Origin of the sequence: Williamsia soli, from assembly GCF_017377795.1 — a bacterium.
Classification (GTDB): domain Bacteria; phylum Actinomycetota; class Actinomycetes; order Mycobacteriales; family Mycobacteriaceae; genus Williamsia; species Williamsia soli.
This window is the reverse complement of the sequence record NZ_JAFRDR010000009.1, coordinates 229,569-252,721: the sequence shown is the minus strand read 5'-3', so window position 1 is coordinate 252,721 and position 23,153 is coordinate 229,569. Positions and strand designations below refer to the sequence as shown.

Here is a 23,153-nt window from a genome sequence, read left to right as displayed (position 1 = left end):
TCCCCGTGACACAGACCGTTGCTGACGCTCCCGCCGCCACCGTGACGACGATCGGCCACTGGAGCCGGGGCAGCGCCTTCCCCGGTTCGGCCGATCGCACCGCCCCGGTCACCAATCCTGCGACCGGTGAGGTCACCGGCCAGGTAGCGTTGGCCGACGTCGCCGATGCTCGCACGGTCATCGACTCCGCCAAGGAAGCGTTCCCCGCGTGGCGCGACACGTCGCTGGCAAAGCGCACCGGGATCCTGTTCGCTTTTCGTGAGTTGCTCAATGCGCGCAAGGGCGAACTGGCCGAGATCATCACCGCCGAACACGGCAAGGTGGTCAGCGATGCGCTCGGTGAGATCAGCCGCGGCCAGGAGGTCGTCGAGTTCGCCTGCGGTATAGCCCATCTCCTCAAGGGCGGAATGACAGAAAATGCGTCGACCAAGGTCGATGTCGCGTCGCTTCGCCAGCCACTCGGACCGGTTGGCATCATCTCACCGTTCAACTTCCCGGCAATGGTCCCGATGTGGTTTTTCCCGATCGCCATCGCCGCAGGCAACACCGTTGTGCTCAAGCCCAGCGAGAAGGATCCGTCGGCTGCGCTGTGGATCGCTGAGTTGTGGGCCGAGGCCGGCCTGCCCGACGGCGTCTTCAACGTGCTGCAGGGCGACAAGGTCGCCGTCGACGAGCTGCTGACCAACCCTGCCATCAAGGCGATCTCGTTCGTCGGCTCCACTCCGATTGCGCAGTACGTGTATTCGACCGCCACCGCGCACGGCAAACGGGTGCAGGCACTCGGCGGCGCCAAGAACCACGCGATCGTCCTGCCCGACGCCGACCTTGATCTGGCCGCGGACGCCATGGTGAACGCCGGCTTCGGCTCGGCAGGTGAGCGCTGCATGGCCATCTCTGCGCTCGTCGCCGTCGGCACGATCGCCGATGAACTGGTGGGCAAGATCGCCGAGCGCACCAAGGGACTCACGATCGGCGACGGCACGCGCGGCACCGACATGGGACCGCTGGTCACCCAGGTTCACCGCGACAAGGTTGCCTCGTACGTCGATGCCGGTGAAGCAGATGGCGCCACCATCGTGGTCGACGGCCGCAACGTCCAGGCCGATGGCGCTGCCGGCGGGTTCTGGCTCGGTCCCACCCTGATCGACCACGTCACCACCGACATGAGCGTGTACACCGACGAGATCTTCGGACCCGTCCTTTCGGTGGTCAGAGTCGAGACCTACGACGAGGCCATCGATCTGGTCAACTCGGGACCCTTCGGCAACGGCACCGCCATCTTCACCAATGACGGCGGCGCGGCGCGGCGATTCCAGAACGAGATCGAGGTGGGCATGGTCGGCATCAACGTGCCGATCCCGGTGCCCACGGCGTACTACAGCTTTGGTGGCTGGAAGAACTCGCTCTTCGGCGACACCCACGCGCACGGCACCGAAGGCGTGCACTTCTACACCCGGGCCAAGGTGGTGACCACCCGCTGGCTCGACCCCAGCCATGGCGGCATCAATCTCGGCTTCCCGCAGAACAACTGACGTACGAGGGACACTCTCATGACTGCAGTCGCTTCCACCTTGCCGACCGGGCAGACGTTCGAGACCGCCATCGCCGAAGGGCGCAGAGCATACGAACTCGACCGCAAGCACGTGTTCCATTCCTGGTCGGCCCAGGCCAAGATCAATCCGATGACCATCGTGGCCGCGGAGGGTTCGTACGTCTGGGACGGCGAGGGCAACCGGTTGCTCGACTTCTCGTCGCAGATGGTCAACACCAACATCGGTCATCAGCACCCGAAAGTGGTTGCTGCGATTGCCGAGCAGGCGGCGACGCTGTGCACCATCGCGCCGCCGCACGTCAATGCGGCGCGGTCGGAAGCGGCCCGGTTGATCGCCGAGAGGACGCCCGGCGATCTGAACCGCGTGTTCTTCACCAACGGTGGTGCCGACGCCGTCGAGCATGCCGTGCGCATGGCGCGGCTGCACACCGGGCGTTACAAGGTGCTCTCGCGCTACCGCTCCTACCACGGCGGCACCGACACCGCGATCAACCTGACCGGAGATCCACGGCGCTGGCCGAACGACTACGGCACCAGCGGCGCAGTGCATTTCGACGGCCCGTTCCTGTACCGCTCCGCCTTTCACGCCACCAATGAGCAGCAGGAGTGCCAGCGTGCGCTCGAGCACCTCGATCGGCTGATCGCCCTGGAAGGTCCCGCCACGATCGCCGCGATCATCCTCGAGTCGGTGCCGGGTACCGCGGGCATCATGGTTCCGCCCGCCGGGTACCTGGCCGGGGTCCGGGAGATCTGCGACAAATACGGCATCGTCTACATCGCCGATGAGGTGATGGCGGGCTTCGGCCGCACCGGACAGTGGTTCGCCATCAACCACTTCGACGTCACCCCGGACCTCATCACCTTCGCCAAGGGAGTGAACTCCGGGTATGTGCCACTCGGCGGTGTTGCCATCAGCGATGCCATCGCCGCGACGTTCGCCGACCGCCCGTACCCCGGGGGATCGACGTACTCCGGTCATCCCCTGGCCACTGCGGCTGCCGTCGCCACCATCAACGCGATGGAGGACGAGCAGATCGTGCAGAATGCGGCGCGGATCGGCTCCGAGGTGTTGGGACCCGGTCTCCGGGAGCTGGCTACGCGGCATCCGTCGGTGGGTGAGGTGCGCGGTCTCGGCGTGTTCTGGGCGATCGAGTTGGTCTCCGATCCGGTGACCCGTGAGCCTCTGGCACCCTACGGCGGCACCAGCCCGGCGATGAACGAGGTGGTCGCGGCGTGCAAGACGCACGGGCTGTTGCCCTTCGTCAACTTCAACCGAATCCACGCGGTACCGCCGTGCACCGTGACCGACGACGAAGTGCGCGAAGGGCTTGCGATCCTCGACACCGCGCTCAGTGTCGCCGATCGGCACGTCGTGCGCTGATCGTGCGACGACGGATGAACGCTAGTCGCCGGACTCCAACGTCTGCTCGAGATAGTCCAGTTGCTGCCGCATCTGTGTGATGATGCGGCCGGGCCCGGGTGCGGCACCGTCGGCGCGCGGATCGGTGACGGCATTGACAGCCATGTCCGCCAGTTGCTGTGCGACCTCGCGATCGTTGTCGGAGTCACCGGGACGGTGCCACCACGCGATCCAGTTCAGCATGCCGATGATGCCGAGCGCGGCCACCCGCGGATTAGTGGGCCGGAAGACCCCTGCGGCGATCCCCTCGTTCATCGCCGCGGTGAACTCCTTGAGCACCCGGCGCCGGCTCTGCCGATAGGTCTCCGCCAGGGCCTCCGGTAGTTCGGCCTCGGAGCGGATGAGTAGCCGGAAACGGTCTTGCGTTTGGGTCTGATGCAGGGCGATCGACGTCGCCATCTCCCGGATCTTTGCCTCCGGATCGAGCTCCGTGCGCTGGTTGATCTCGTGCAGTAGAACTGCCGGCTCCTCGGCGATCTCACTGACCAGCCGAGCGAACAACTCATCCTTGTTCTTGACGTAGTGGTACATCGCCGGACGCGTCAGACCGGTCGCGTCGGCGATGTCTTGCAATGTGGTGCTGGCCAGCCCCTTTTCAGCGAACAGCCTGGTGGCTTGCTCCATGATCTCGCGTTCCACCAGCTCGCGGCGCGGGTTGGTGCGGGCAGCCCTGGTGGTCGACGGTGTCTCGTCCGACGTCGACTTGGTCATGAGCGAACAATAGTGGGCGTCATACCGTCGCCGTGCGAGCCTCGTCGCGTGCGCCGCCGATGACCGCATCCTCGACCACATGAACCAGGTCCGCTCGCAGGCTGGCCAGCCCCGCGCTCAGGTCGCTGCGGTAGGTCTCCGGAGCTTCCACCACGGCGACGTGACCGGCGCGGCGGACCCGCTCTCCGAAGTCCAGCCGGGTGAGCACCGCGTTGCGATGCGGCGCACCGGTCAGCCACACGACCGGCGCGGTGGGTAGCTCGGCCAGGACGGTGTCGGCCGGCTCACCCCAGGCCGATTCCAGGTCGACGTCGACGACCGCAGCCTCCGTCCGCAGAGCATCGTCGGCCATCCGTGTCGCAGTGGTGAGGCCCTTGCGACGCAGCGGACGACTGAGCACCCACTCGTTGATGTCGTGATCGGGCACCTCGTCGGGGCGCACGTCTGCGTAGTCGGCGAGTCCGCGTCGGGCGACGTCGGGCGCCGACTCGGTGAACCGCTCGAGGCTCACCTTCCCTGCCCGGGTCATGTACGCGATCATCAGCTGGTCGACGGGAATGTCGGAACGTTGCGGGAACGATTCCCACCACAATTCGCTGCGGGTCGCAATCGACTGCAGGTACTCGACCCCCGGCCGGCGCGCCGCCTCGTACGCCAGCAGTGCATCCTCCAACGACGACGCGTCGCGCACTTCGCGGTCCAGCGCGATGGCATCTTCCATCGCCAGTTTGGTGCCCGATCCGATCGAGTAGTGCGCCGTATGAGCGGCATCCCCGAGCAAGACGACGTTGCCTGCATGCCACCGCTCACAGGTGACCGTCCGGAACTGCAGCCACCGGGTCCGATTGCCGATCAGAGCGTGACCACCCAGGGTGTCGACGAACGCGTCCTGGAGGTACTTCAGTGACACCTCGTCGCTGTCGGACGGGGCTGTGTTGTCGGTGGTGACATCGAAACCGGCGTTACGCCAAGTGGTCTCGTCTGTCTCGATGAGGAAGGTGCTGCGGTCCGCGGCGTAGGGATACGCATGAGCGACGAAGGTACCGTGCTCGGTGGTGACCGGGGTGAAGATGGCGCTCGCAAGCGCGAAATCCGTGGCACACCACAGGTACAAGCCTTTGCCGGTACTGATGTGGGGGCGGAACTGACCGGCCAGCTCGGTGCGGGTCGCACTACCCACGCCGTCGGCGGCGATGATCAGGTCGGCGTCGATGTCGGCGACGGACCTGCGCCGGCCGAACTCGAGGGTGACACCGGCTGCGGTCGCGTGTTGCTGCAGGACATCCAAGAGCGTGGTGCGGGCGATCGCCAACAGATCGCCGTGCGAGAGCCGCGCGACGGCGTCGCCAACCCGCATCGACATCTCATGGTGATACGCGGCGTCGACGATCGCGTCCAGCGAGGCGGGATCGGCCTCACGCAGATTGCGTTGTGTTCGTGACGCCAGCCCGACACCGAACCCGAATGTGGTGTCGGGGGAGCCCTGTTCGTACACGGTGACGTCGGCGTCGGGGTGGCTGCGTTTGAGGAGCCGGGCGGCGTAGAGGCCGCCGGGGCCTCCGCCGAGCACAGCGATGCGCTGCAGTTTCATCGAATTGTCCTCACTGTCAGGAAGTGGAATCGGCGAGCTTGGCGGCGACGTCGGCGCGCAGCTGCTTCTTGTCGATCTTTCCCACGTTGGTCTGCGGTAGGGCCGCGAGCCATTCGAGGCGCTCGGGCCACTTGAACTTCGCGACGCCGAGGCCGTCGAGATGCGCCTGTACCTCCGTCATCGACACCGGATTGCCATCGGCCGCAATGACGTACGCGCAGGTCTTCTCACCCAGCCGCGGATCGGGCATCGCCACCACCGCGGCGTTCGCGATGTTCGGATGCTGGACGAGGAGCAGCTCGATCTCCTCGGCATTGATCTTCTCTCCGCCGCGGTTGATCAGGTCTTTGATCCGACCTTCGATCGACAGGTACCGGACGCCGTCGATCACCACGATCTTCGCGAGATCGCCGGTGCGATAGAACCCGTCGGACGTGAACGCCGTCCGGTTGTGCTCGGGCGCGTCGAAGTACCCGGGGATCGTATATGGTCCGCGGCAGGACAATTCACCGACGCTGCCGTCGGCGAGCTCGGATTCACCGCCGGGCTCGAGGATCCGGATCTCGTCGTCCGCGGACACCGGCGTTCCGACCGTCGTCGCCCGCGCCTCGGCCGGGGCGTCGAGCGGGGTGACCGTGAACAGGCCTTCGGACATCCCGAACAGCTGACCGGCCCGACGGCCGTCATCGGCCCGCGCGAACAGCTCCGGGCTCGGCTTCGCCCCGGACAAGATCACAGTGCGCAGAAAGGGCTTCGGCTCGTCGAAGTCCGCACCCGACACCGCCCCGTAATGCCCGTGCCCGATCAGCACGTCAGTGGCCTGCTCGCGCGCCATCAACGCGAACGCGCTGGGCGCGTCCGGAGTTGCGAGTACCAGGCACGCACCCACAGCGTGGGAGGCGTGCAGGGCACAGGAGACGCCGGCGTTGTGAATTAGCGGGATCAGGTGCGCGACGCGGGTCTCCTCGGTCCAGTCGAGGCGCTCGGCGTAGAGCCGGGCGTTGTCCCAGTATTCGACGTGACGGCGTGGAATCACCTTGGGCACACCCGTGGTCCCGCCCGACAGCTGAAACGTGCACACGTCGAGTGGGTCGATCCCGGCCTGGATCCGCTCGACCCGCTCCCGCGCAGTGTCCGCCGGAATGTCGGCTCCGAGCGTCTCGATCGCGTTCGCATCGCCCTCGACACCGACACCGACCGTCAGCACGGTCCGCATCGTCGGATGCCCCTCGGCCTGCTGCCGGGCGAACGACACCAGGTCGAACGACAGCCCTGCCTCGACGACATGTCCGACGGCACCCACCGCCCGACTGATGTGCCCGATCTCGTGGCCCCGATGGGCGGCGAGCGTCGCCACCGGCACCAGACCGGCTTTGAGGCAGCCATACCAGGCCAGAACCGTCTCGATGCGGTTCGTCACCTGGAACAGCACCGGGTATCCGGGTTGGAGACCCAGATCGGCCAGTCCGGCGGCGATCTGGTCGGTCCGCCGGCCCAGCTCGGCGTAGGTGAGTGCACCGGTCTCGGTCACCACCGCGACCCGGTCGGGGTAGTGGTTCACGCTGTCCTGCAGCCGATCTGCGATCGGGCGGTCGGTCCACGCCCCGGACCGCCGGTACTGGGCGGCCCGGTCGTCGGGGTAGTCGACCAGCCGGGCTCCCCAGCGGGAGCGGCCGGTCGGCGTCGTGACGGTCATGTGCCTGCCACCGCCGGCAGCAGTTGGGTCAAATTGGCGACGTGGTCGGGGTGGTCGGCCGGGACGATGCCCGAGTACACCGCTGTCCAGCACCCGGGGCAGCACTGTTGCCGGAACACCACCGGGGTGTCGACGTATTCGGTCGGGTCGGACGTGACCTGAGGTCCGGCGGCGCTCGACGGTCCTTCGTAGAGAGCGAGGGAGAGCGTGCCGGTCTTGGTGTCACCGAGCAGTCGGCCGCAGTGTGCGCACCCGACGACGCGGGCGTCGCCGATGGTCACCTCGACCAGGTTGTCATCGAGGCGCCGGGCCTGCGTCAGGTCGAGGGTGGCCTCCTGGCTGGTCGGCACCTCGGAGCGTGAACGACGGTCGTCCTTCACCGCACTGCGACGCTGTTCGGTGGCGGCGACATCGACCTCGCCATCGGTCACGACGACGCCGTAATTCGCGGTGGCGCCGTCGAGGGTGACCTTGCCGTTGCGGACATCGAGCGCGACGGACTCGGGGTCGCGGCGCAGGGGATCGCCGTACCCGCCGCCGCCCTGCCAGTGCATGTAGAGCACTTCGCCTGGTGCGAGGTAGCTTTCGGCGTAGCAGGCGCCGATCTCCTTGTTCTCGCCCAGATCGTCGAGCGACCCGGGAATGGTGCCGGCCGCCAGCAGTTCTTCGATGCCCGAGTTGCGGGCCAGGATCTCCAAACCGGTGTTGCCCGGCTGTCCGCCGGCCAGTCCGGAGTTCTGCGCCACGGCCTTACCCGCCGAGGCGAAGATCAGACCCATCGGCAGGCTCGTCCCGTACGGGGTGACCGCCAGCGATGCGCTGACGCCGCCGCGATGGCGTCCGGGGCCGCCCGAGTCCGGTTCTTCTTTGCGCCACAACGTGAGCAGGGGATAGAGGAACTCGGTCATCTCGGTGTCGGGGATGCGGCCCATGGGGATACAGAACAGCCCGCCGGTGTCCATGCCGTCGGCGACCGGCCGCCCGCCGTACCCGCCGCTCATCGGTTCCATCATGATGTTGAGGAACGGGACAGGCTGTTCGCCGCGCTCGTCGAGGCCTGCGACCACGGCCGTGTCCCAGGTGCCGCAGCACGACGCCATCACGTTCTTGCCGAGTTCGATGTGCCGGTCGAGCATCTGGGCCAGACACTCGGCGACGAGGTTGCCCGTCAACCAGGCCGGCCCGATCGGACCGCGACTGACCGCGGCCGGGAAGGTGGCGTTGTTGATCGTCCCCTCTTCGGCGATCAGGTCGAAGCAGCGCATCAAACCGCCCGCCGACCAGGGGATGTCACCCGCGAGGATCGGCAGCAGCGCCAGCATCACCCCGCCGCGCATACCGGCGTAGGTGCAGTTGATGACGCCGGTCTGGGGGTCGGTGCCGGTGAAGTCGAACGAGAGGTGGTTGTCCTGCTTGGTCATCGCGAGGGTGATCTTGTGGACGTCCCGGTCGCCGACGCTGGCCTGATCCTGATAACCGGTGGCGTGCCAGGTGCCGTCGGGCAGGTCGGTCAGCTTGGCGCGCAACCGGCTTTCGGCGTCGGTCATCATGCGCTTCATGACAGCTTTGACGGTGTCGGCGCCGTACTGCTCGATGACCGCGAGCATCCGGTCGCGGCCGACGCTGTTGGCGCCGATCTTGGCGCGCAGGTCCAGGCCCACCAGCATCGGGACGCGGGAGCGGCGGACCCAGACATCGGCGACGTCGCGCTGGAGCTGGAAGTCCCGGACGACCTTGATCGGTGGTGTCGGAAGGGATTCGGAGAACACGTCTTTCGCGGCCGGGTCGAACGATCCGAGCCCGGAGCCACCGAGGTCGGGTTCGTGGCAGATGGCGCTGGTCCAGGCGAACAGCTTGCCGTCGTGGAAGACCGGCTGGTAGACGATGACGTCGCTCTGGTGCAGTCCGCCGCCGACCCAGGGGTCGTTGCACAGGAACATGTCGCCCTCGGAGATGCCGGGGTTGTCCGAGCGGTGCTGCAGGGTCCAGTAGATCGCCAGGTCGACGGCGCCGACCAGCATCGTGTTGTAGAGGCCGACCTGGACTTCTTGTCCGAGTTCGTCACTGACGGCGAAGTCGAAGTCGTTGGCGTCGGTGACGATCGGCGAGCCGGACATCCGCTTGAGGGCGTCGCCCATCTCGTCGGTGACCGACCACAGCCGGTGCCGGATCACCTCGTAGGTCAGGGGATCGAGGTTGTCGATCTGCTCCTGGGTGACGGTGTGGATCGGCAGGGACGGCGGTAGGGATCGGGCGAGGGCGTCGACGTCGACGGGTCGGCTGGAGAAGACTTCCGAGCCGGGGATCGGTGCGGTCATGTGAAAATGCTCCTGTGACTTCGGGCTTGGGGGCTAGGTCGGGTCGACGGTGATGGTGAGGTTGCCGAGGCGATCGATCTCGCCCGTGGTGCCATGCGGCACAACAACCGTGGTGGTGGGGACCTCGATGATGGCCGGCCCCTTCAGCACGTGGCCGGCCCGCAGACCCGAGTAGTCGTAGATGTCGGTGTCGACGTAGCCCTGGCGGCCATCGAGGCACACCTTGCGGACGCCGACGTGGGCCGCGCTCGCGTCTTTCGACGCCGCGACTTCCAGTTCGGGCAACTCGGGTGTGAACGGCAGGACACCGGTGCCGCGGACGCGGTAGGTGATCGCCTGGATGCCGGCCTCGCGGAAGCCGCTGCCCTGGCCATAGAGCTCGGCGTAGCGGTTCTCGAAGGCTTCTGCCGCTGCGGCGATGTCGGTCGACGTCAGCGACCCCGACGGGATCGGTGTCGCCACCTCGGCCAGCTGCATGGCGTAGCGCATGTCGATCTCTCGCTCGAGTACGACCGAGCTGAACGTCAGACCCTGTCGATCGAGCTGTTCACGGACCTGCTCTTCCAAGACCTTGAAGTTCTGCTCCACGCGCGCCGGATCGACTGGGAGCGCCGCGGGATCCGAGAGTTCCTTCGCCAGAACGATGTCGGACGACGCGAGACCGTAGGCGGAGAACGCCGAGGCCACCTGACCGAGCGGGACCACGACCTGCGAGACACCGATCTCCTGCGCGTAGGCACCGCAGTGCGCGGGGCCCGAACCACCGAAGGCGTAGACGATGAAGTTGCGGGGATCGTGGCCGGCCTCGACGACCGTCTTGCGCAGCAGGTCGCCGGTCTGGGCGTTCTGCACTGCGTAGATCGCGGCGGCCGCATCTTCGATCGACAGTCCGAGCGGCTCGGCGATCTTGGTACGGATGGCTTCTCGCGCGAGCTGGAGGTCGAGAGCCTTGCGGCCACCGAGTAGTCCACGTTCGGGGAGGATGCCGAGAACGAGGTTGGCGTCGGTGTTCGTCGGTTCGGTACCGCCCTGGCCGTAGCAGGCCGGGCCCGGAACGGCCTGCGCGCTGTGCGGGCCAATCTGCAGGTTGCCGCCGGCGTCGATCCAGGCGATGGCGCCGCCGCCCGCGCCGATGGCGTGGACTTCCAGCGTCGGGACGTTGATCGGATGGTGGTTGATGATCGTGCTCGAGGAGCGGACCGGCTCGCCGTCGACGATCATGCCGACGAGGAACGTGGTGCCGCCGGCGTCGGTGGCGATGATGTTGGTGTGTCCGAGTTGGCGTCCCAGAGATACGGACCCGACCACACCGCCGGTGAGCACGGATCCCACCGTGGAGATCGCGTTGCCGGGAGCCTCCGATGCCGCGACAGCGCCACCGTTGCTCTGCATGACCAGCAGCGGGCCGGCGAGCTTGTGGTCGCGCAGGGTGCCTTCGAGTTGGCCGAGGTAGTCACGCAGACCGGGACCGATCTGAGTGCTCATGATGGTGGTTGCGTTGCGGGCGAACTCGCGGATGCGGGGGCTGACCTCACTGGAGAGGGCGACGAAGACGGTCGGATCGATCTCGTGGACGATGTCGCGGATGCGTTGTTCATGCGTGGGATTGCGGAACGACCAGAGTAGCGATACGGCGATGGCGGTGATGCCGTCGGCGAGCAGTGTCGTGACGGTGGCGCGAACCTCGTCCTCATCCAGGGCGACGACGATGCGGCCGTCGCGGTCGACGCGCTCGGTGACCTCGAGCGCGTGGCGCTTGTGGACCAGTCCGTGAGACTTGCTCTGCGCCATGACGTTCTGGAGTTGCTCGGGGGAGCGTCCGAGGTACCGGCCCTCGACGTTCATGATGTAGATCGAGTCGCGATGGCCCTTGGTGGTCAGGAATCCGACGTCGGGGACGTTGCCCATCACCAGAGCGTTGAGCGACGACGTGGTGCCGTGCGCGATGTGGTGGGTGTTCGCCAGCATCTCGTCGAGCGGCTGGCCCAACTGGTCGGCCAGCACCTGGAGGACGTCCATGACGCCGCGGGAATAGTCGGGGGGTGTCGACGGCGATTTGCCGCCGATCAGCAGGCCGTCCCCATCGTCGAGGACGGCATCGGTGAACGTCCCGCCGACGTCCACACCGATCACGTATGTCATGGCCACATTCTCCTTCGGTTACCGCGCAAGCTCTCATTTACGTCGATGTTGAGTATTCGACGCGAACGGTGGCATGTCAAGCGGATTTTGTGAGCCGTACCACTGACCATCGTGCCCGCTGCGACGTTTGTCCAGCTCAGCGCGCTGTCGGGAGCGGCTTGACGAATCAGCATTAGCGTCGAATAATCATCGTAGACGTCAATATGGCGTTTGCTGGTGCCCGTCCGGGCATCCAAAACTGGAAGGACGGCCAGATGAGTGTTCACCGAATCGGCCTCGTGGTGCCGAGCTCCAACGTCACTGTCGAGACGGAGATGCCTGCGCTGCTGGGTCGGCATCCGACCTCGGAGTTCTCGTTCCACTCGACGCGGATGCGGATGGCCAAGGTGTCACCCGAGGAGCTCGCTGCGATGAACGCGCAGCGTGAGCGGTGCGTGATGGAGATCGCCGACGCGGGGCCCGAAGCGATCCTCTACGCCTGCCTTGTTGCCTTGATGGTCGGCGGACCCGGGGAGCACCAGCGAGTGGAAGGGGCCGTCGCCGAACAGTTGGCGACCGGCGGATCCGAATCGATCATCCGATCCAGCGCCGGCGCGCTCGTCGAAGGGCTGCGTGCCCTCGATGCCAAGCGCATCGCCATCGTCACGCCGTACCTGCGGCCGCTGGCCGAGAAGGTCGTCGAGTATCTCGAGGCCGAGAACTTCGAGGTCGTCGACTGGCGCGCACTCGAAGTCGCCGACAACACCGAGGTCGGCTGCATCCCCGGTGACCGGGTCATGGAAGCGGCGCGGTCGCTGGATCTCACCGGCGTCGACGCGGTGGTGCTCTCGTGTTGCGTGCAGATGCCGTCCCTCGCCCTGATCGACGACGCCGAGCGCGAGTTCGGCATCCCGGTGCTCTCGGCGGCGACCGCGGGCGCCTACAGCCTGCTGCGCGGACTCGGCCTCCCCGTGGCCATCGAGGGCGCGGGCAGTCTGTTGCGCGCCGACGTCGCGTCCGTACCCGCCTGACCTGCTCAACGGAAGGAATCACCCATGAGCGAGCTCGATCACACAGTCCGCGGCGTCGACCACGTCGCTTATCCCACGTTCGACCCGGCGGGCACCGTCCGCTTCTACCGCGATGTTCTCGGTTTCCCTGTCGTGCATTCGATTTGCGCCGCAGGATGGGGGCCGGACAACCATCCCGACTTCATCCACTTCTTCTTCGACATCGGTAACGACGACCGGTTGGCGTTCTTCTACTACTTCGGCCTTGAGCCGTTCGAGGGTGGACCGCAGGGCGATTCGTACTCCCGCTTTGCCGAAGACGTCCCGATCTTCTTCATCCGCTCCCGGCATCTGGCGATCCACGTCGACAACGAGGAGGACCTGCTCGAATATCGGCGCCGCCTCGACGGCAGTGACTGGCCGGTGGAGATGCAGATCCAGCACGAGACCATCGAGTCGATCTACACCCACGATCCGAACGGCTACATGATCGAGATCACGAGGTCCATGCGTGCGGTGACGCCGCAGGAGGACCTCGACGCCAACCTGACCATCGATGCGCTGATCGATGAAGTAGCGCAGCCGAATCCGAGTATGGCAGGGCTGTTGACCCGCAAGGCCGAGAAGATCGTCGAGCGCGCTGCGCGGTGGCAGGAGGAGCACGATGCCCAGGCTGCGCGCGACGTGGTGGAGGTCGGCCGATGACCACATTCTTCATTCTGGATGTTCCCGAGAACAAGCCGGTCGCGGCGGTCGCGGGCGAGGATCCTGATGTCACTGTCGATCATGTGGGGCCCTACTTTCGCGTTGTCGCCGAGGGGCCCATCGTGATCGACCGGCGAGCGACCGGATGTCGGCACGCGGTCTGGTACAGCAGCGTCTCCGGGCTGCTGGATTCCCGAATCACTCAGTGGGACAAAGACGCGTTGAAGGTGGAACCGCTGTGAGTGTTGCTGATGCCGGCGCGCGACTGGGCGCCGGCCGCTACATCGACTCCGCGGAGCAACCGTCCGAGACCGCGACGTCGGTGCATGAGCTGACCACGGCTGATGGCGCGAAGGTGTCCGGTGTGCTCCGCACAGTCCCGTCGGCCCGAACCGTGGTTGCTTTGATGCACCCGCGGCAGGATCTGACCCATCACGTGCTGGTGCCCGAACTGCTGGCCCGCGGGTTCGCGGTCTGGACGCAGGGCACGAGGTCAGTGAACAACGACTTGAGCCTGGTGCACGAACAGGCGCTTCTCGATGTCGCGGCAGGGCAGGTATTCCTGCGCGACAACGTCTTCGATTCGGTGATCACCCTCGGCCACTCCGGTGGCGGGACGCTGTTTTCGTTCTACCACCAGCAGGCGGGCCTCGCGCCGGGTGAGCGGTTGGCCGTGACGCCGGCAGGTCGGCCCGTGGACCTGGCGGGTGCCGACATGCCGCTGCCGGACGGTGCGCTGTTCATGGCGCCACATCCCGGGCAGGGGGAGTTGCTGCTGCGGCTCATCGATCCGTCGGTGGTGGATGAGAGTGATCCGCTGAGTGTGGATCCGGCGCTGAATGCCTTCGACCCGGCCAACGGTTTCGTCGATGCGCCCGGTGCGTCGTCTTATGCGCCGGAGTTCATCGAGCGCTATCGGGCGGCGCAGCGTGCGCGGGTGGAGCGACTTGACGCTGTCGCGCGCGGGTATGTCGCTGAGAGTGCCGATGCGCGTGCTCGTTTCAAGAAGTCCGGTGACCCGTCGGATCGTCGAGCGGCGTTGGCGCCACGGGTGTTGACGGTGTATCGGACCGACGCTGATCTGCGGTTCGTCGATCCGTCACTCAGTCCGAACGACCGTCCTTACGGCTCGCTGTTCGGGCGCCGGCCTGATCTGACGAACTACGGACTCGTTGGCTTTGGCCGCTTGTCGACCGCCGATGCGTGGTTGTCGACGTGGTCGGGGCTGTCGAGCAATGCCGCGTTCGTGCGGTGCGCTCCTGGGGTGCAGGTGCCGACGCTGTTCGTCGAATTGACCGGCGACCAGGCGTGTTTCCCGGATGATGCTGCTGAGATGGTCGCCGCCTTCGGTTCGGACGACGTCACGCATGTGCGTGTCGAGGGAACTCACTTCGGTGGTCCGATCCGCGAAGGCGCGCCCACCGGCGCGAGTTTGGCCGCTGCCGAGATCGGTGGGTGGCTGGGGGAGCGGTTCGAGTCTTGACCTTCCGCACTTCGCTCACAGAACTTCGCCCCGCACGCGTTATTTCACGAGCAGGGCGAAGTTCCCGAGCGAAGTGAGCCGGTATGACGTACCGAATCGCTCAGGCCCTCCGGATGGCTTTCACGACGACATCGTGGATCGGGGTCTCGCGGCCATCGTGTCCGGTCATGGTGCGGTGTGACTCGCTGGCCGTCGCGACCTCCCAGACGGTCGGATCCAGGCGTGCGGTGATGCTCGCCGCTGTCGCCGAGGCCTCGGCTGGCGGGTGCTCGTGACCATGCCCGTGTTCGCCTGTTGCTCCGTGGTTGTCGTGATGGAGGTGGCCGACGATGAACAGCGTGCCACCGGGGGCGACCCACGAGGCTATACGGTCGTAGAAGTCGAGTTGAGGCATTGCGGGATGGGCGTAATGGGTTGTGACGAGGTCGAAATGGGTCTCGGGCACCCACGTGGACAGGTCGGCCTCGACCCAGTGCACCTGACCGGAGACCTCACTCGCGGCGGCGCGTTCGGCGGCGCGAGCCAGGGCGTCGGCGGCAATGTCCGCAGCGGTGACCTGCCAGCCACGGCTCGCTAGCCAGATCGCTTCGGTGCCGGCGCCGCAACCCGCTTCGAGGGCGGTACCCGGTGTCAGATCGGCGATTTCGCGCACGAGGTGAGGGTTGGGCTCACCGGCGGCCATCGCTGCGGCGCGATGGCCCTGCCAGACGTCGTCCCAGTAATTCTTGTCGAACGCATGCGTCATCGGGGGTCCTTCTGATCGTTCGGGTGAGTGGGCTGTTCTTCGAGGATGGCCAGAGTCGATCTGAAACGCAAACAATGTTGCCGAATGGCAAAATGAAACCCCATGGACACCGAACGTGCACGTGAACTGACCGATCGCACACTCGACGCCGTAGGGCCCCGACTCAAGCAACTGCGGCAGCGACGTGAGATCACGTTGATCGATCTCGCCGAGGAGACGGGGATTTCGACGAGCACGTTGTCCAGACTCGAAGCCGGCTTGCGACGCCCCACCCTTGAGCAGCTGCTGCCTCTGGCCCGCGCGTACGGCGTCACCTTGGACGAGCTGGTCGATGCGCCGCCGACCGGAGATCCGCGCATCAACATGCGTCCGCTGCCCACCAAGGACGGCTCGACCGTCGTGCCCCTGAGTCGGCGGCCCGGGGGTATTCAGGCCTACAAGTTCGTTCTGCCTGTCGGGCGCGACGACACCACACCAGTTCTCCGCACGCACGACGGTTTCGACTGGGCTTTCGTTCTCAACGGCAGGCTCCGACTGGTACTCGGCGAACTCGATCTCGTCCTGGAACCCGGCGAGGCAGCCGAGTTCGACACCCGCACCCCGCACTGGTTCGGTGCAACGAGCTCAGGACCCGTGGAGTTCCTCAGCCTGGTCGGAAAACAAGGCGAACGCGCGCATGTTCGCACCGCATCCGGGCGTGACTGAACGAGCTGAGGCCGCCGGTGGCTACTTCCCGCCGGTCAGCTTCCCCTGAATGGCCAGGTAGTACTCCTGCTGGGCCGGGTAGTAGTCGTCGAAGTCGATGGCACCCGGATCGGCGCCGGTGAGTGCGGCGACCAGGCGGTCGAGGTAGTACTCCCAGCCTGGGCCGGTGTTCTCGATGGTCGTCGGGTCGTGGATGATCTGGCTCAGCGTCAAGGTGGTGACATTGTCCTTCTCGACCAATTCGACGATGAGGTCCCACGTCCCGAAGTCGTCGGTGGTGTGCACCTGCAGGATTCGGGGCGGTTCGCAGCGTCGGATGTCGTAGCGGGCGGGCGTGACGTCATCACCCTCGGCGTTCATGGTGAACTCGACGTGACCCTGTTCGGGGTCGCCTGTGAAGAAGCCGATCCAGCGGGCCAGCCGGTCGGATTCGGTGACGGCTGCCCACACGTCGTCGATCGGGGCGTTGAAGGTGCGGACGAACGAGACCGCGTCGCCTTCGTCGCGCTGGCTGAACAGGCCGGTCGGTGTGGTGGTCATGCAGTCTCCTCGTGATGGGTGGTCGACGTGTGTGGTGCCGGCGCGCGGCGCCGCTGTCGGACGGTGCGGCGAATCTCGGTGTCGAGGGCGTCGAGTGCTGATTCGGGTATCGGCGGACGTCGGTTGCCCGGTGCGGCCTCTGCTGTCAGGTCGGTGATGAATCGGCGAACCTCGTCGAGGGGCTGCGACTCCAGGCGGTAGTGCCGTTCGCGTCCTCTGTCCTCGGCGACGACCAGTCCCGCTTCCGCGAGCACCCGCAGGTGGCGGCTCACCGCCGGACGCGAGATCGGTTGTGCGTCAGACAGATGCGAGCAGAGATCGACCACTCGTGTGGGGCCGTCGACCAGGGTGAGCAGGATACGACGCCGTACCGGGTCGGCAATGGCCTCGAAGACGCTCACGGATGAACGGTAACTGATCGGTTACCAATTTCGCCAGGGGATGCGCTTAATTATCTCCCGCTCACAGAACTTGGCCCCGCTCGCGTTACGGAGCGAGCGGGACCAAGTTTTGCGAGCGGGGAGGCACGAGGTGGATCAGGTGAGGCCGGCTGAGCGGCAATCTGTCGGGTTGCACTCGTTCACGAACTGGAGCTTGATCATCCATGTCACCAAGGTGGTGGGGGAGACGCCAGCCGGCGCAGCGGTGTCAGCATGGATGTCGAGCAGGCGCGAATCGCGTCGCCCATGATCCCGTCGGAATCGTCGGCCCGCATGATCAGCTTCGGTGAGGACGCGAAGGCCTTCTGGCTGACGGCGAAGACGTCGGCGGGGTCGGTCCCGGCGGCTGCGGAGAGGATATCGACGGCCCTGAGCATCTGGTCGCCATGGGCGGTGGTCTTGGATCGCCAGTGCAGATCGGCGCGAGTCCGGATGAGAGTCAGGACGGTGTCGGCGAGCTCGGTCATTGCCCCAGTGTGGCGAACCGGGTCGGGCAGCGTTGTCGTAGGTGCGTTCTACTGTCTCCCTCATTGATCATCGATGCACTGGGGAGGGCATTGTGGGGGAATTCGAGTTCGACGACGACATCGATTTCGATGCGTGTGCGGAGCTGGAGTGGGGCGCGCTGGCCGAGCGACTGGAAGGGCGGTTGGCGACTCTCAAGCGTGAGGAGTTCGTCGAGATCGCCCGCACCGACCTGGGTGGACACCGTCCGATCTTGGCCTTCACTAGAACGGGTTCGGGTCGCCTACGATGCACGGTCAGCGGTTCTGCGTTTCCAGTATGCTTCACATCTGACGAGTACCGCGCAATGCGTGCGCGATATACCTCGCTAGTTGACCTGGGTTGGCGCGAACTACGCAACGGGACGACTATCCACGAGGTCGGGAAGAGAAGCGTGGGTGAACTTGTCTCGGCAGTAGTTCGGGCGTTGCGCGAAGTATGGGAGATCGAGGACCGGTCGGTGCTGGACGTGCACGACCCGTTCGGTCCCAAGTTCGAAAAGCCGACCATGCCGACACCGCGAGAAACAGAGAACTTGTCACGCGAGCGCGTGAGTTTTGGAGTGGTCCCGCGCGATGCAGCTCACCTACTGGAAATGGCTCGCCGCACTTTGGCCGAGGACAGCTGCGACACGGTTGAGATCGATGACAACGCTATTCGCTTCATGACGCTTGATGGCGTGTATTCAAAGCTCCTGGTATCGCCGCAGGCGACGAGGCTCGAATTCTGCACGATCCTGGCGCACGGAACGCCTGACATGGACCTACTTGGCGCGGTGGTCGCTGAGCATTCGTCGCGGTGGCCCGAGATCTCGGTTGTTGTTACCAAGGGGCATGTTTTCGGCGTGCGAGCCGTAGAAGCCTCGGTCTATCACTCCGCGAATCTGTTGAGCGCACTGGCAGCTTGGTTGGAGTACTGCCACGACGGATCAATCGATATCGTCGAACAATTTCACCCGGAAGTGGTTGCACATGAGGATTTTTCACCGGATGATTTACCCGGTGGTCTCACGAAGTTGATGGCGGATTTTGCCGAGGATCCAAAGACGACTCCCGAAGCAATCACGCGGTCCTGCCGAGCGAATGCTCCAATGCTTCGTCGGTATGCGCGCATCTGCAGCAAGCTGATCGAGGAACGGTTGGCGATGGAGGAGTATGCGATCTCGCACGACTACCCTGACAGTCAGGTTGAGCGTTGCCGACAAAAGCGTATGGAAATCGAACAGTTTTGGTCTGTACTGCTCGACGCCATAAGCCTTGCCGCAGAACACAACGTTGCCTGGAACGGATAGGGAAGACTGCGGCAGCAGTGGGTAAGGAAGGGCGACGACCGTAATTAGATCTCGGGCTTTTAAGCTCTGAGGTATCGGCAGAGGATCGTTACGGGACGCGAAGAGTCCGATGGACCAGGGGCTCAGAGGGTTTCGGGTTGGTATAGTCATTGAAGGCTCTGGAATCTGGGGTTTGGATGACGCGCTGGGGGTGGGTGTCGAGGTGGCTGACGCTGAGATCGGCAACGACAAGGTCGACCACACTGCGAACACCAACGCTGTTGTTAGCGTTCGGCGTCTGCTCGGGTCATCTCTGCTGTGGGCGATTCCAGTCTCGTATCTTGCCTGCAGTGTCAGTGTGACCGTCGCGATGGTGATCGGAATGCTCGGCGATGGTTACGACGCTTCGTCGTCCAGCTTTGCCAGTGCTGTCCTGGTCGGGTTCTTCCTGTGGGGGACAATGATCTTCGTTGCCACCAGCTACATCACCATTCCGGCTCTCACGGTCACGATTGCGGCCGTCCGGTACAGCCTGCGCAGACTCAGAGCAGAGCTTCCAGAATGAAATAGCCTACCGCGAATCCGACACCCACCAGCGCACCGCTGAGGATCGCCCACCCGAGTGACGCCCAGCGCCGGGAGAACAGCAGAAACGACGTGAACGCGTATAAGCACAACAGAATCCCGTAGCTCGCGATCCCGATTAGCAGGATGAGTGTGCCGACGATGATACCGACGGACTTCGTCAACGCATCATCTTGACGCGCTGGCTCGGTGACCGGATCTGTGGTCATCGAAGGAGGCCGGCGATCACAAAGGAACCTGAGAAGCAGGAGGCTGTGAATGCAGGCACCATCGCCGACCAGAACACTATCGACGCCGCATTGGTCGCTTCGACACCGCGTGTCCGGAGGGCGACGGCCACAAGGATGCTGATGCCGATGATTGTTCCGGTAGCAGCTAGGATTGCACCCTCGTCGAGACGGGCGTAGATGCTCAGCTGAATACCGGTGGCGAGAGCCACGACGGGGGAGAACGTTCGCGTTGTAGGTGCGCGGCGCCTGTCCTGAAAGCTCACGGCGGCGTCAGCCTTGTCGTTCCGGATCCGAACGATGGTTCGACCACTTCAGGACTTGTGGCCATACGTGGCACAATCCTGCGTTCTTCTGGTGTGTAGTCAAGTTCGTTCTGGATGTCCTGGGATGGGAGTTCACCGACGATATGGTAGGAGCCGAGCTCGATCGCTGGACCCAGCTCTGTGTGATTGTCCTGGTCGTCTCGAAGCAGCGTCGCAGTAGAACCGTCAGGTCGGTCGACGTAGACCTCGAGCGATGGATAGTCACCAACCGTGCCACTGACCTGCGGTCCGTCCACGGTCGGTGAAACTAGGATTGTCCCCTTCACTTGCTTGCCGAGCAGGTCGGCGCCGTTGACGCCCGGAACGATGTTTGCCGATGGATTCGGTGAGTTGTAGTCGAGTCGTACCGTGCCGTCCGACGCTTGGTCAACACGAACGTCAGGTTCTCCGATGGTTTTATGACCGGAAGTGTCCACGGTGGGGTTCTGCCGGTAGATCACGAATCCGTTTTCGTAGTCGATCACGAACGCTCCCTTCGCATTTTGCGGATCGAAGTGGGGATCGAATCCGCGGTTGTTGCCGTAGTCGCGCAAGGATGTCAGGGAGCTCATCGATGGATCGGACATCCCCGGATCGATAACCGTGTGTTCTTTGATGAACAGCGAACCGCGAACTACTCCTTGTCCCTCGACTGGATTTATCTTCGTGATTACCACGTTGGAATCCATCCCGCCGTACACATCCTTGGAGGTGTTCTCGTCAAGGAACTCGGCAATTGTCCAGTCTGCTTCACTGAGCGGTTTGCGGCGGTATGCCTTTTCGAAGGCTGCAGACTGATTGCGTTGGCGGTCTGCTTCGCTGACCGGTATCTGGCCGGCGATCGCCAATATGGCAGTGGCGAGATCTCGATCGGCGTCGTTAGCCGCAATCAGCGCATCCGAGATCATTGCGTTGGTCGCATCGAGGTTGGCCCTGACAACTTCCTTCGCGTCATCATCCCAGATTGGTCCTACGACAATCGCTTTCGTTGTATCGCCGGTATCGACCACGGCCAAGCCGCGCACGAAGGCGAATGAACGTGTGTCGGCAACCCGCAGCTTGACTGCCGACATCTCGGCCATCGCGTTCTCGATGCCTGACCGCACTTGCGAGGCCTGACGGCCGTGCTCGTCGATGTCTTCTCGGATGGTGCCAGAAGCCGATCGGGCGGCATTTCCTCCTTCTCCAGCCCAGTCTGCGAGAGAACCGAGAGCATCGAGCCTGGCAGTCAATGTTGTGCACTGATTGATGCGGACCCCGCAGTATTCGAGTGCTGTCGCCAGCTGCTGAACATCCCACTCGTCGATCTGGCCAAACGTTGAGATCATGCCAAGTTCAGAGGGTGGTCGTGCTTGGCGGTGACAGCGGACAGCGACTCTGCGGACTTCGTCTCGGTATTGGAGTAGTCGGTGGAGGACAAGCGATAGCCATCAGCGAGTTGACTGAGACGGCGTGACAGGTGGATGTCGGATGCTGACCACAGACTCTGAAGATGCGAGAGGGCATTCGCTGTTTGTCCATTCAGTGATGCCTGGACGGCGGAGAGGCCTCCTGTGGTCTCCGTGAACTTCGGCTGGCACGTCTCCCAGGCGTCCAAGACCCGAGAGCCATCGCGACGTAGCTGACTTGTGTCGGCCGATAGACTATTACCTGGCATGGTTCCCCCTCGTTGCCTCTAAGGTGCTCCGTTGTTGGACGCGGCGACGAGCTCGCTGGTTCCTTCGTCACGGAGACAGATGCTCGAGGTCGATCGAAATGAGGTGCACATGAGCGCGGGCCCCTACTAGACGCCCCCTGCCTACCTTCCGCAAAAGTGCGCCGCTCGACGTGAGACGACGTCACCACGTCGCAGTCCTAGATGTTGCGAGGCTTTCAGGGCTGAAGTTGCCAGACCAGGTTGCCGGCGTTCCGCCCGTTGACGGTGGGATTGCAGTAGATCGTGCGACCCTCTGTGTCTCCGGTGATTGCATCGGGGTTAAAGCAGCTATCGCCAGGGCTGGGTGCGGGCGCCGCATTCGGATCTTGCGGAACCAATGCATCCGTAAGTGACCAAACGTAGGCGTCGGTGTACTGAACGCGAACGCAATATGCGGCGGAGCCATCGGAGCTTGTGCCGACAGCTCCAGCCGGCGTGCAGTAGTCGCCAATGTTCGCTGCCGGTGCTGCCGGTGCTGCCGGCGCGTTCGGGTCGCGTGGGACGAGGCTGTTGCTCAGCGACCACACGTAGGCATCTGTGTATTGAACGCGCACGCAGTACGCGGTGTAGCCGTCGCCGGTTACTCCGACCGCGTCAGGAACAGAACAATATTCGTCTATGAGCGCAGTAGGCAGTTGCTCTTCTGTGGTGGTGACCGGAGCAACAGATGTAGTCGTTTGTACGCTCGCCGGCGGTGGAGGTGTGGGTTGAACGAACTCCGTCACCGTTGATATAGACGGTGGCGACGCCGTGGAAGACTCACTTCCGGAGCAGGAGACCGTAGGCAGCGCTAAGACGAGAAATATGAGCGCGATGAGTCTGTTCTTGTTCATACTCGTGATTATCGCCGGTGTCGAAATTACTTTCGTTGAACACGTGAAAACGACCTCCTCGGGATGAACTCGAGGACGGGACCTCGATGGTCCGCCAGATCGCAAGTTCGATGTTACGCAGGACCATGCGTAGGCCGTACTGCACAGGGTCCTCACTCGGAGGGTGGCGCTAGCGGGTTCCCGCGTCACCGAAGAGGCGGAGGTGGTGTCGGGCCCATTGGAGGCGACATAGGTACCGTACCGGGGCCTGACGCTGGGCTACTGGGTGCACCGAGCAACGAGTCAGATGGCGAAGATGAAAAGGAGCGCATCGAGTGGGTGTCAAACGCCCGACCGTCGCTGACGTGGCGCAGCGCGCGGGTACGTCGACGGCGGCGGTGAGTTACGTCCTCATCGACGGCCCACGTCCGGTGTCGAACTTTCTGCGCGCGAGAGTAACTCGCGCGATCGAAGAACTGGACTATCGGCCCAACCGCCGGGCCCAGGCGTTGCGTCGGCAGCGCCGCTGGCGGCAGATTGGCCTCTTAGTGCCTGACCTTACGTTGCCGCTGTTCGGAGAGTTCGTCGGAAGTGTCGAACGGCAGGCACGCACTCAGGACCACCTCACGATGATCGGCAACACCGGCTACGACCCCGAACGGGAGCTGGAGTGAGCGCGTTCGCCGAGGTCGGCATCGATGGTCTCGTCGTGGTGGG

21 protein-coding genes are annotated in these 23,153 nt (G+C 64.5%); 10 read left to right on the top strand and 11 right to left on the bottom strand.

What is annotated here, in order from left to right; genetic code table 11:
• The first annotated feature begins 41 nt into the window (after window positions 1-41).
• Window positions 42-1,532, top strand: coding sequence for a CoA-acylating methylmalonate-semialdehyde dehydrogenase (locus J3S28_RS22445; RefSeq protein WP_207843121.1), 1,491 nt, complete (start codon window positions 42-44; stop codon window positions 1,530-1,532).
• A gap of 18 nt (window positions 1,533-1,550) precedes the next feature.
• Entirely contained in the window at window positions 1,551-2,933 is a 1,383-nt protein-coding gene (locus tag J3S28_RS22440) for an aspartate aminotransferase family protein (RefSeq protein ID WP_207843071.1), read from the top strand.
• Between the two features lie 21 nt (window positions 2,934-2,954).
• Here the strand turns inward: J3S28_RS22440 and J3S28_RS22435 are convergent, their stop codons facing one another.
• The 5 genes from J3S28_RS22435 to J3S28_RS22415 are packed head-to-tail and all read right to left on the bottom strand — an operon-like array spanning window position 2,955 to window position 11,430.
• Entirely contained in the window at window positions 2,955-3,683 is a 729-nt protein-coding gene (locus J3S28_RS22435) for a TetR/AcrR family transcriptional regulator (protein ID WP_207843069.1), read from the bottom strand.
• A gap of 19 nt (window positions 3,684-3,702) precedes the next feature.
• Entirely contained in the window at window positions 3,703-5,274 is a 1,572-nt protein-coding gene (locus J3S28_RS22430) for an FAD-dependent monooxygenase (protein ID WP_207843067.1), read from the bottom strand.
• A 16-nt stretch (window positions 5,275-5,290) separates the two neighbouring features.
• Window positions 5,291-6,970 (bottom strand): (2,3-dihydroxybenzoyl)adenylate synthase, encoded by a 1,680-nt coding sequence (locus J3S28_RS22425; protein WP_207843065.1) that lies wholly within the window; start codon window positions 6,968-6,970, stop codon window positions 5,291-5,293.
• A complete protein-coding gene (locus J3S28_RS22420; protein WP_207843063.1) occupies window positions 6,967-9,288 on the bottom strand; it encodes a hydantoinase B/oxoprolinase family protein in 2,322 nt (773 codons plus the stop codon). The genes J3S28_RS22425 and J3S28_RS22420 overlap by 4 nt, the downstream gene beginning before the upstream one ends.
• A 33-nt stretch (window positions 9,289-9,321) precedes the next feature.
• Complete coding sequence (locus tag J3S28_RS22415) at window positions 9,322-11,430, bottom strand: hydantoinase/oxoprolinase family protein (protein ID WP_207843061.1); 2,109 nt, start codon at window positions 11,428-11,430, stop codon at window positions 9,322-9,324.
• A 254-nt stretch (window positions 11,431-11,684) separates the two neighbouring features.
• Between J3S28_RS22415 and J3S28_RS22410 the strand changes: the two genes are divergently transcribed.
• From J3S28_RS22410 to J3S28_RS22395, 4 genes are read left to right on the top strand one after another with little or no spacing between them, the layout of a single operon-like run.
• Window positions 11,685-12,440 carry a maleate cis-trans isomerase family protein gene (locus J3S28_RS22410; protein ID WP_207843059.1) on the top strand — a complete coding sequence of 252 codons (756 nt, stop codon included), beginning with the start codon at window positions 11,685-11,687 and terminating at the stop codon, window positions 12,438-12,440.
• A gap of 24 nt (window positions 12,441-12,464) precedes the next feature.
• Window positions 12,465-13,124 carry a VOC family protein gene (locus tag J3S28_RS22405; protein WP_207843057.1) on the top strand — a complete coding sequence of 220 codons (660 nt, stop codon included), beginning with the start codon at window positions 12,465-12,467 and terminating at the stop codon, window positions 13,122-13,124.
• Window positions 13,121-13,366, top strand: coding sequence for a hypothetical protein (locus J3S28_RS22400; RefSeq protein ID WP_207843055.1), 246 nt, complete (start codon window positions 13,121-13,123; stop codon window positions 13,364-13,366). The genes J3S28_RS22405 and J3S28_RS22400 overlap by 4 nt, the downstream gene beginning before the upstream one ends.
• Complete coding sequence (locus tag J3S28_RS22395) at window positions 13,363-14,607, top strand: alpha/beta hydrolase (RefSeq protein ID WP_207843053.1); 1,245 nt, start codon at window positions 13,363-13,365, stop codon at window positions 14,605-14,607. Before J3S28_RS22400 ends, J3S28_RS22395 begins: the two co-directional genes overlap by 4 nt.
• A 100-nt stretch (window positions 14,608-14,707) precedes the next feature.
• Here J3S28_RS22395 and J3S28_RS22390 read toward each other — a convergent pair whose 3' ends face one another.
• Window positions 14,708-15,352, bottom strand: coding sequence for a class I SAM-dependent methyltransferase (locus J3S28_RS22390; RefSeq protein WP_207843051.1), 645 nt, complete (start codon window positions 15,350-15,352; stop codon window positions 14,708-14,710).
• A gap of 102 nt (window positions 15,353-15,454) precedes the next feature.
• Between J3S28_RS22390 and J3S28_RS22385 the strand changes: the two genes are divergently transcribed.
• Window positions 15,455-16,057 carry a helix-turn-helix domain-containing protein gene (locus J3S28_RS22385; RefSeq protein ID WP_207843048.1) on the top strand — a complete coding sequence of 201 codons (603 nt, stop codon included), beginning with the start codon at window positions 15,455-15,457 and terminating at the stop codon, window positions 16,055-16,057.
• A 21-nt stretch (window positions 16,058-16,078) separates the two neighbouring features.
• Here J3S28_RS22385 and J3S28_RS22380 read toward each other — a convergent pair whose 3' ends face one another.
• From J3S28_RS22380 to J3S28_RS22370, 3 genes are all read right to left on the bottom strand, one after another.
• The gene (locus J3S28_RS22380; RefSeq protein ID WP_207843046.1) at window positions 16,079-16,597 is read right to left on the bottom strand and encodes an SRPBCC family protein; all 519 of its coding nucleotides are present in this window, start codon (window positions 16,595-16,597) and stop codon (window positions 16,079-16,081) included.
• Window positions 16,594-16,998, bottom strand: a complete 405-nt coding sequence (locus J3S28_RS22375; protein ID WP_207843044.1) for an ArsR/SmtB family transcription factor — start codon at window positions 16,996-16,998, stop codon at window positions 16,594-16,596. The genes J3S28_RS22380 and J3S28_RS22375 overlap by 4 nt, the downstream gene beginning before the upstream one ends.
• Before the next feature lie 206 nt (window positions 16,999-17,204).
• Complete coding sequence (locus tag J3S28_RS22370) at window positions 17,205-17,504, bottom strand: hypothetical protein (protein WP_207843042.1); 300 nt, start codon at window positions 17,502-17,504, stop codon at window positions 17,205-17,207.
• 92 nt (window positions 17,505-17,596) lie between these two features.
• On the opposite strand from J3S28_RS22370, the gene J3S28_RS22365 reads away from it, so the two are divergent.
• The gene (locus J3S28_RS22365) at window positions 17,597-18,832 is read left to right on the top strand and encodes a TY-Chap domain-containing protein (RefSeq protein WP_207843040.1); all 1,236 of its coding nucleotides are present in this window, start codon (window positions 17,597-17,599) and stop codon (window positions 18,830-18,832) included.
• A 202-nt stretch (window positions 18,833-19,034) separates the two neighbouring features.
• Window positions 19,035-19,376, top strand: a complete 342-nt coding sequence (locus J3S28_RS22360; RefSeq protein WP_207843038.1) for a hypothetical protein — start codon at window positions 19,035-19,037, stop codon at window positions 19,374-19,376.
• Here J3S28_RS22360 and J3S28_RS22355 read toward each other — a convergent pair.
• Complete coding sequence (locus J3S28_RS22355) at window positions 19,354-19,605, bottom strand: hypothetical protein (RefSeq protein ID WP_207843037.1); 252 nt, start codon at window positions 19,603-19,605, stop codon at window positions 19,354-19,356. The two genes, J3S28_RS22360 and J3S28_RS22355, sit on opposite strands and share 23 nt — an antisense overlap.
• Window positions 19,606-19,885: 280 nt before the next feature.
• Complete coding sequence (locus tag J3S28_RS22350; RefSeq protein WP_207843036.1) at window positions 19,886-21,256, bottom strand: hypothetical protein; 1,371 nt, start codon at window positions 21,254-21,256, stop codon at window positions 19,886-19,888.
• 1,515 nt (window positions 21,257-22,771) lie between these two features.
• On the opposite strand from J3S28_RS22350, the gene J3S28_RS22345 reads away from it, so the two are divergent.
• Window positions 22,772-23,110 (top strand): LacI family DNA-binding transcriptional regulator, encoded by a 339-nt coding sequence (locus tag J3S28_RS22345; protein WP_207843035.1) that lies wholly within the window; start codon window positions 22,772-22,774, stop codon window positions 23,108-23,110.
• Window positions 23,111-23,153: the final 43 nt, after the last annotated feature.

Bases quoted from the DNA above. Each gene is read 5' to 3' on its own strand.
- J3S28_RS22440 (WP_207843071.1), top strand. From the start codon at position 1,551: ATGACTGCAGTCGCTTCCACCTTGCCGACCGGGCAGACGTTCGAGACC.
- J3S28_RS22435 (WP_207843069.1), bottom strand. From the start codon at position 3,683: ATGACCAAGTCGACGTCGGACGAGACACCGTCGACCACCAGGGCTGCC.
- J3S28_RS22430 (WP_207843067.1), bottom strand. From the start codon at position 5,274: ATGAAACTGCAGCGCATCGCTGTGCTCGGCGGAGGCCCCGGCGGCCTC.
- J3S28_RS22425 (WP_207843065.1), bottom strand. From the start codon at position 6,970: ATGACCGTCACGACGCCGACCGGCCGCTCCCGCTGGGGAGCCCGGCTG.
- J3S28_RS22420 (WP_207843063.1), bottom strand. From the start codon at position 9,288: ATGACCGCACCGATCCCCGGCTCGGAAGTCTTCTCCAGCCGACCCGTC.
- J3S28_RS22415 (WP_207843061.1), bottom strand. From the start codon at position 11,430: ATGACATACGTGATCGGTGTGGACGTCGGCGGGACGTTCACCGATGCC.
- J3S28_RS22410 (WP_207843059.1), top strand. From the start codon at position 11,685: ATGAGTGTTCACCGAATCGGCCTCGTGGTGCCGAGCTCCAACGTCACT.
- J3S28_RS22405 (WP_207843057.1), top strand. From the start codon at position 12,465: ATGAGCGAGCTCGATCACACAGTCCGCGGCGTCGACCACGTCGCTTAT.
- J3S28_RS22400 (WP_207843055.1), top strand. From the start codon at position 13,121: ATGACCACATTCTTCATTCTGGATGTTCCCGAGAACAAGCCGGTCGCG.
- J3S28_RS22390 (WP_207843051.1), bottom strand. From the start codon at position 15,352: ATGACGCATGCGTTCGACAAGAATTACTGGGACGACGTCTGGCAGGGC.
- J3S28_RS22385 (WP_207843048.1), top strand. From the start codon at position 15,455: ATGGACACCGAACGTGCACGTGAACTGACCGATCGCACACTCGACGCC.
- J3S28_RS22380 (WP_207843046.1), bottom strand. From the start codon at position 16,597: ATGACCACCACACCGACCGGCCTGTTCAGCCAGCGCGACGAAGGCGAC.
- J3S28_RS22370 (WP_207843042.1), bottom strand. From the start codon at position 17,504: ATGACCGAGCTCGCCGACACCGTCCTGACTCTCATCCGGACTCGCGCC.
- J3S28_RS22355 (WP_207843037.1), bottom strand. From the start codon at position 19,605: ATGACCACAGATCCGGTCACCGAGCCAGCGCGTCAAGATGATGCGTTG.
- J3S28_RS22350 (WP_207843036.1), bottom strand. From the start codon at position 21,256: ATGATCTCAACGTTTGGCCAGATCGACGAGTGGGATGTTCAGCAGCTG.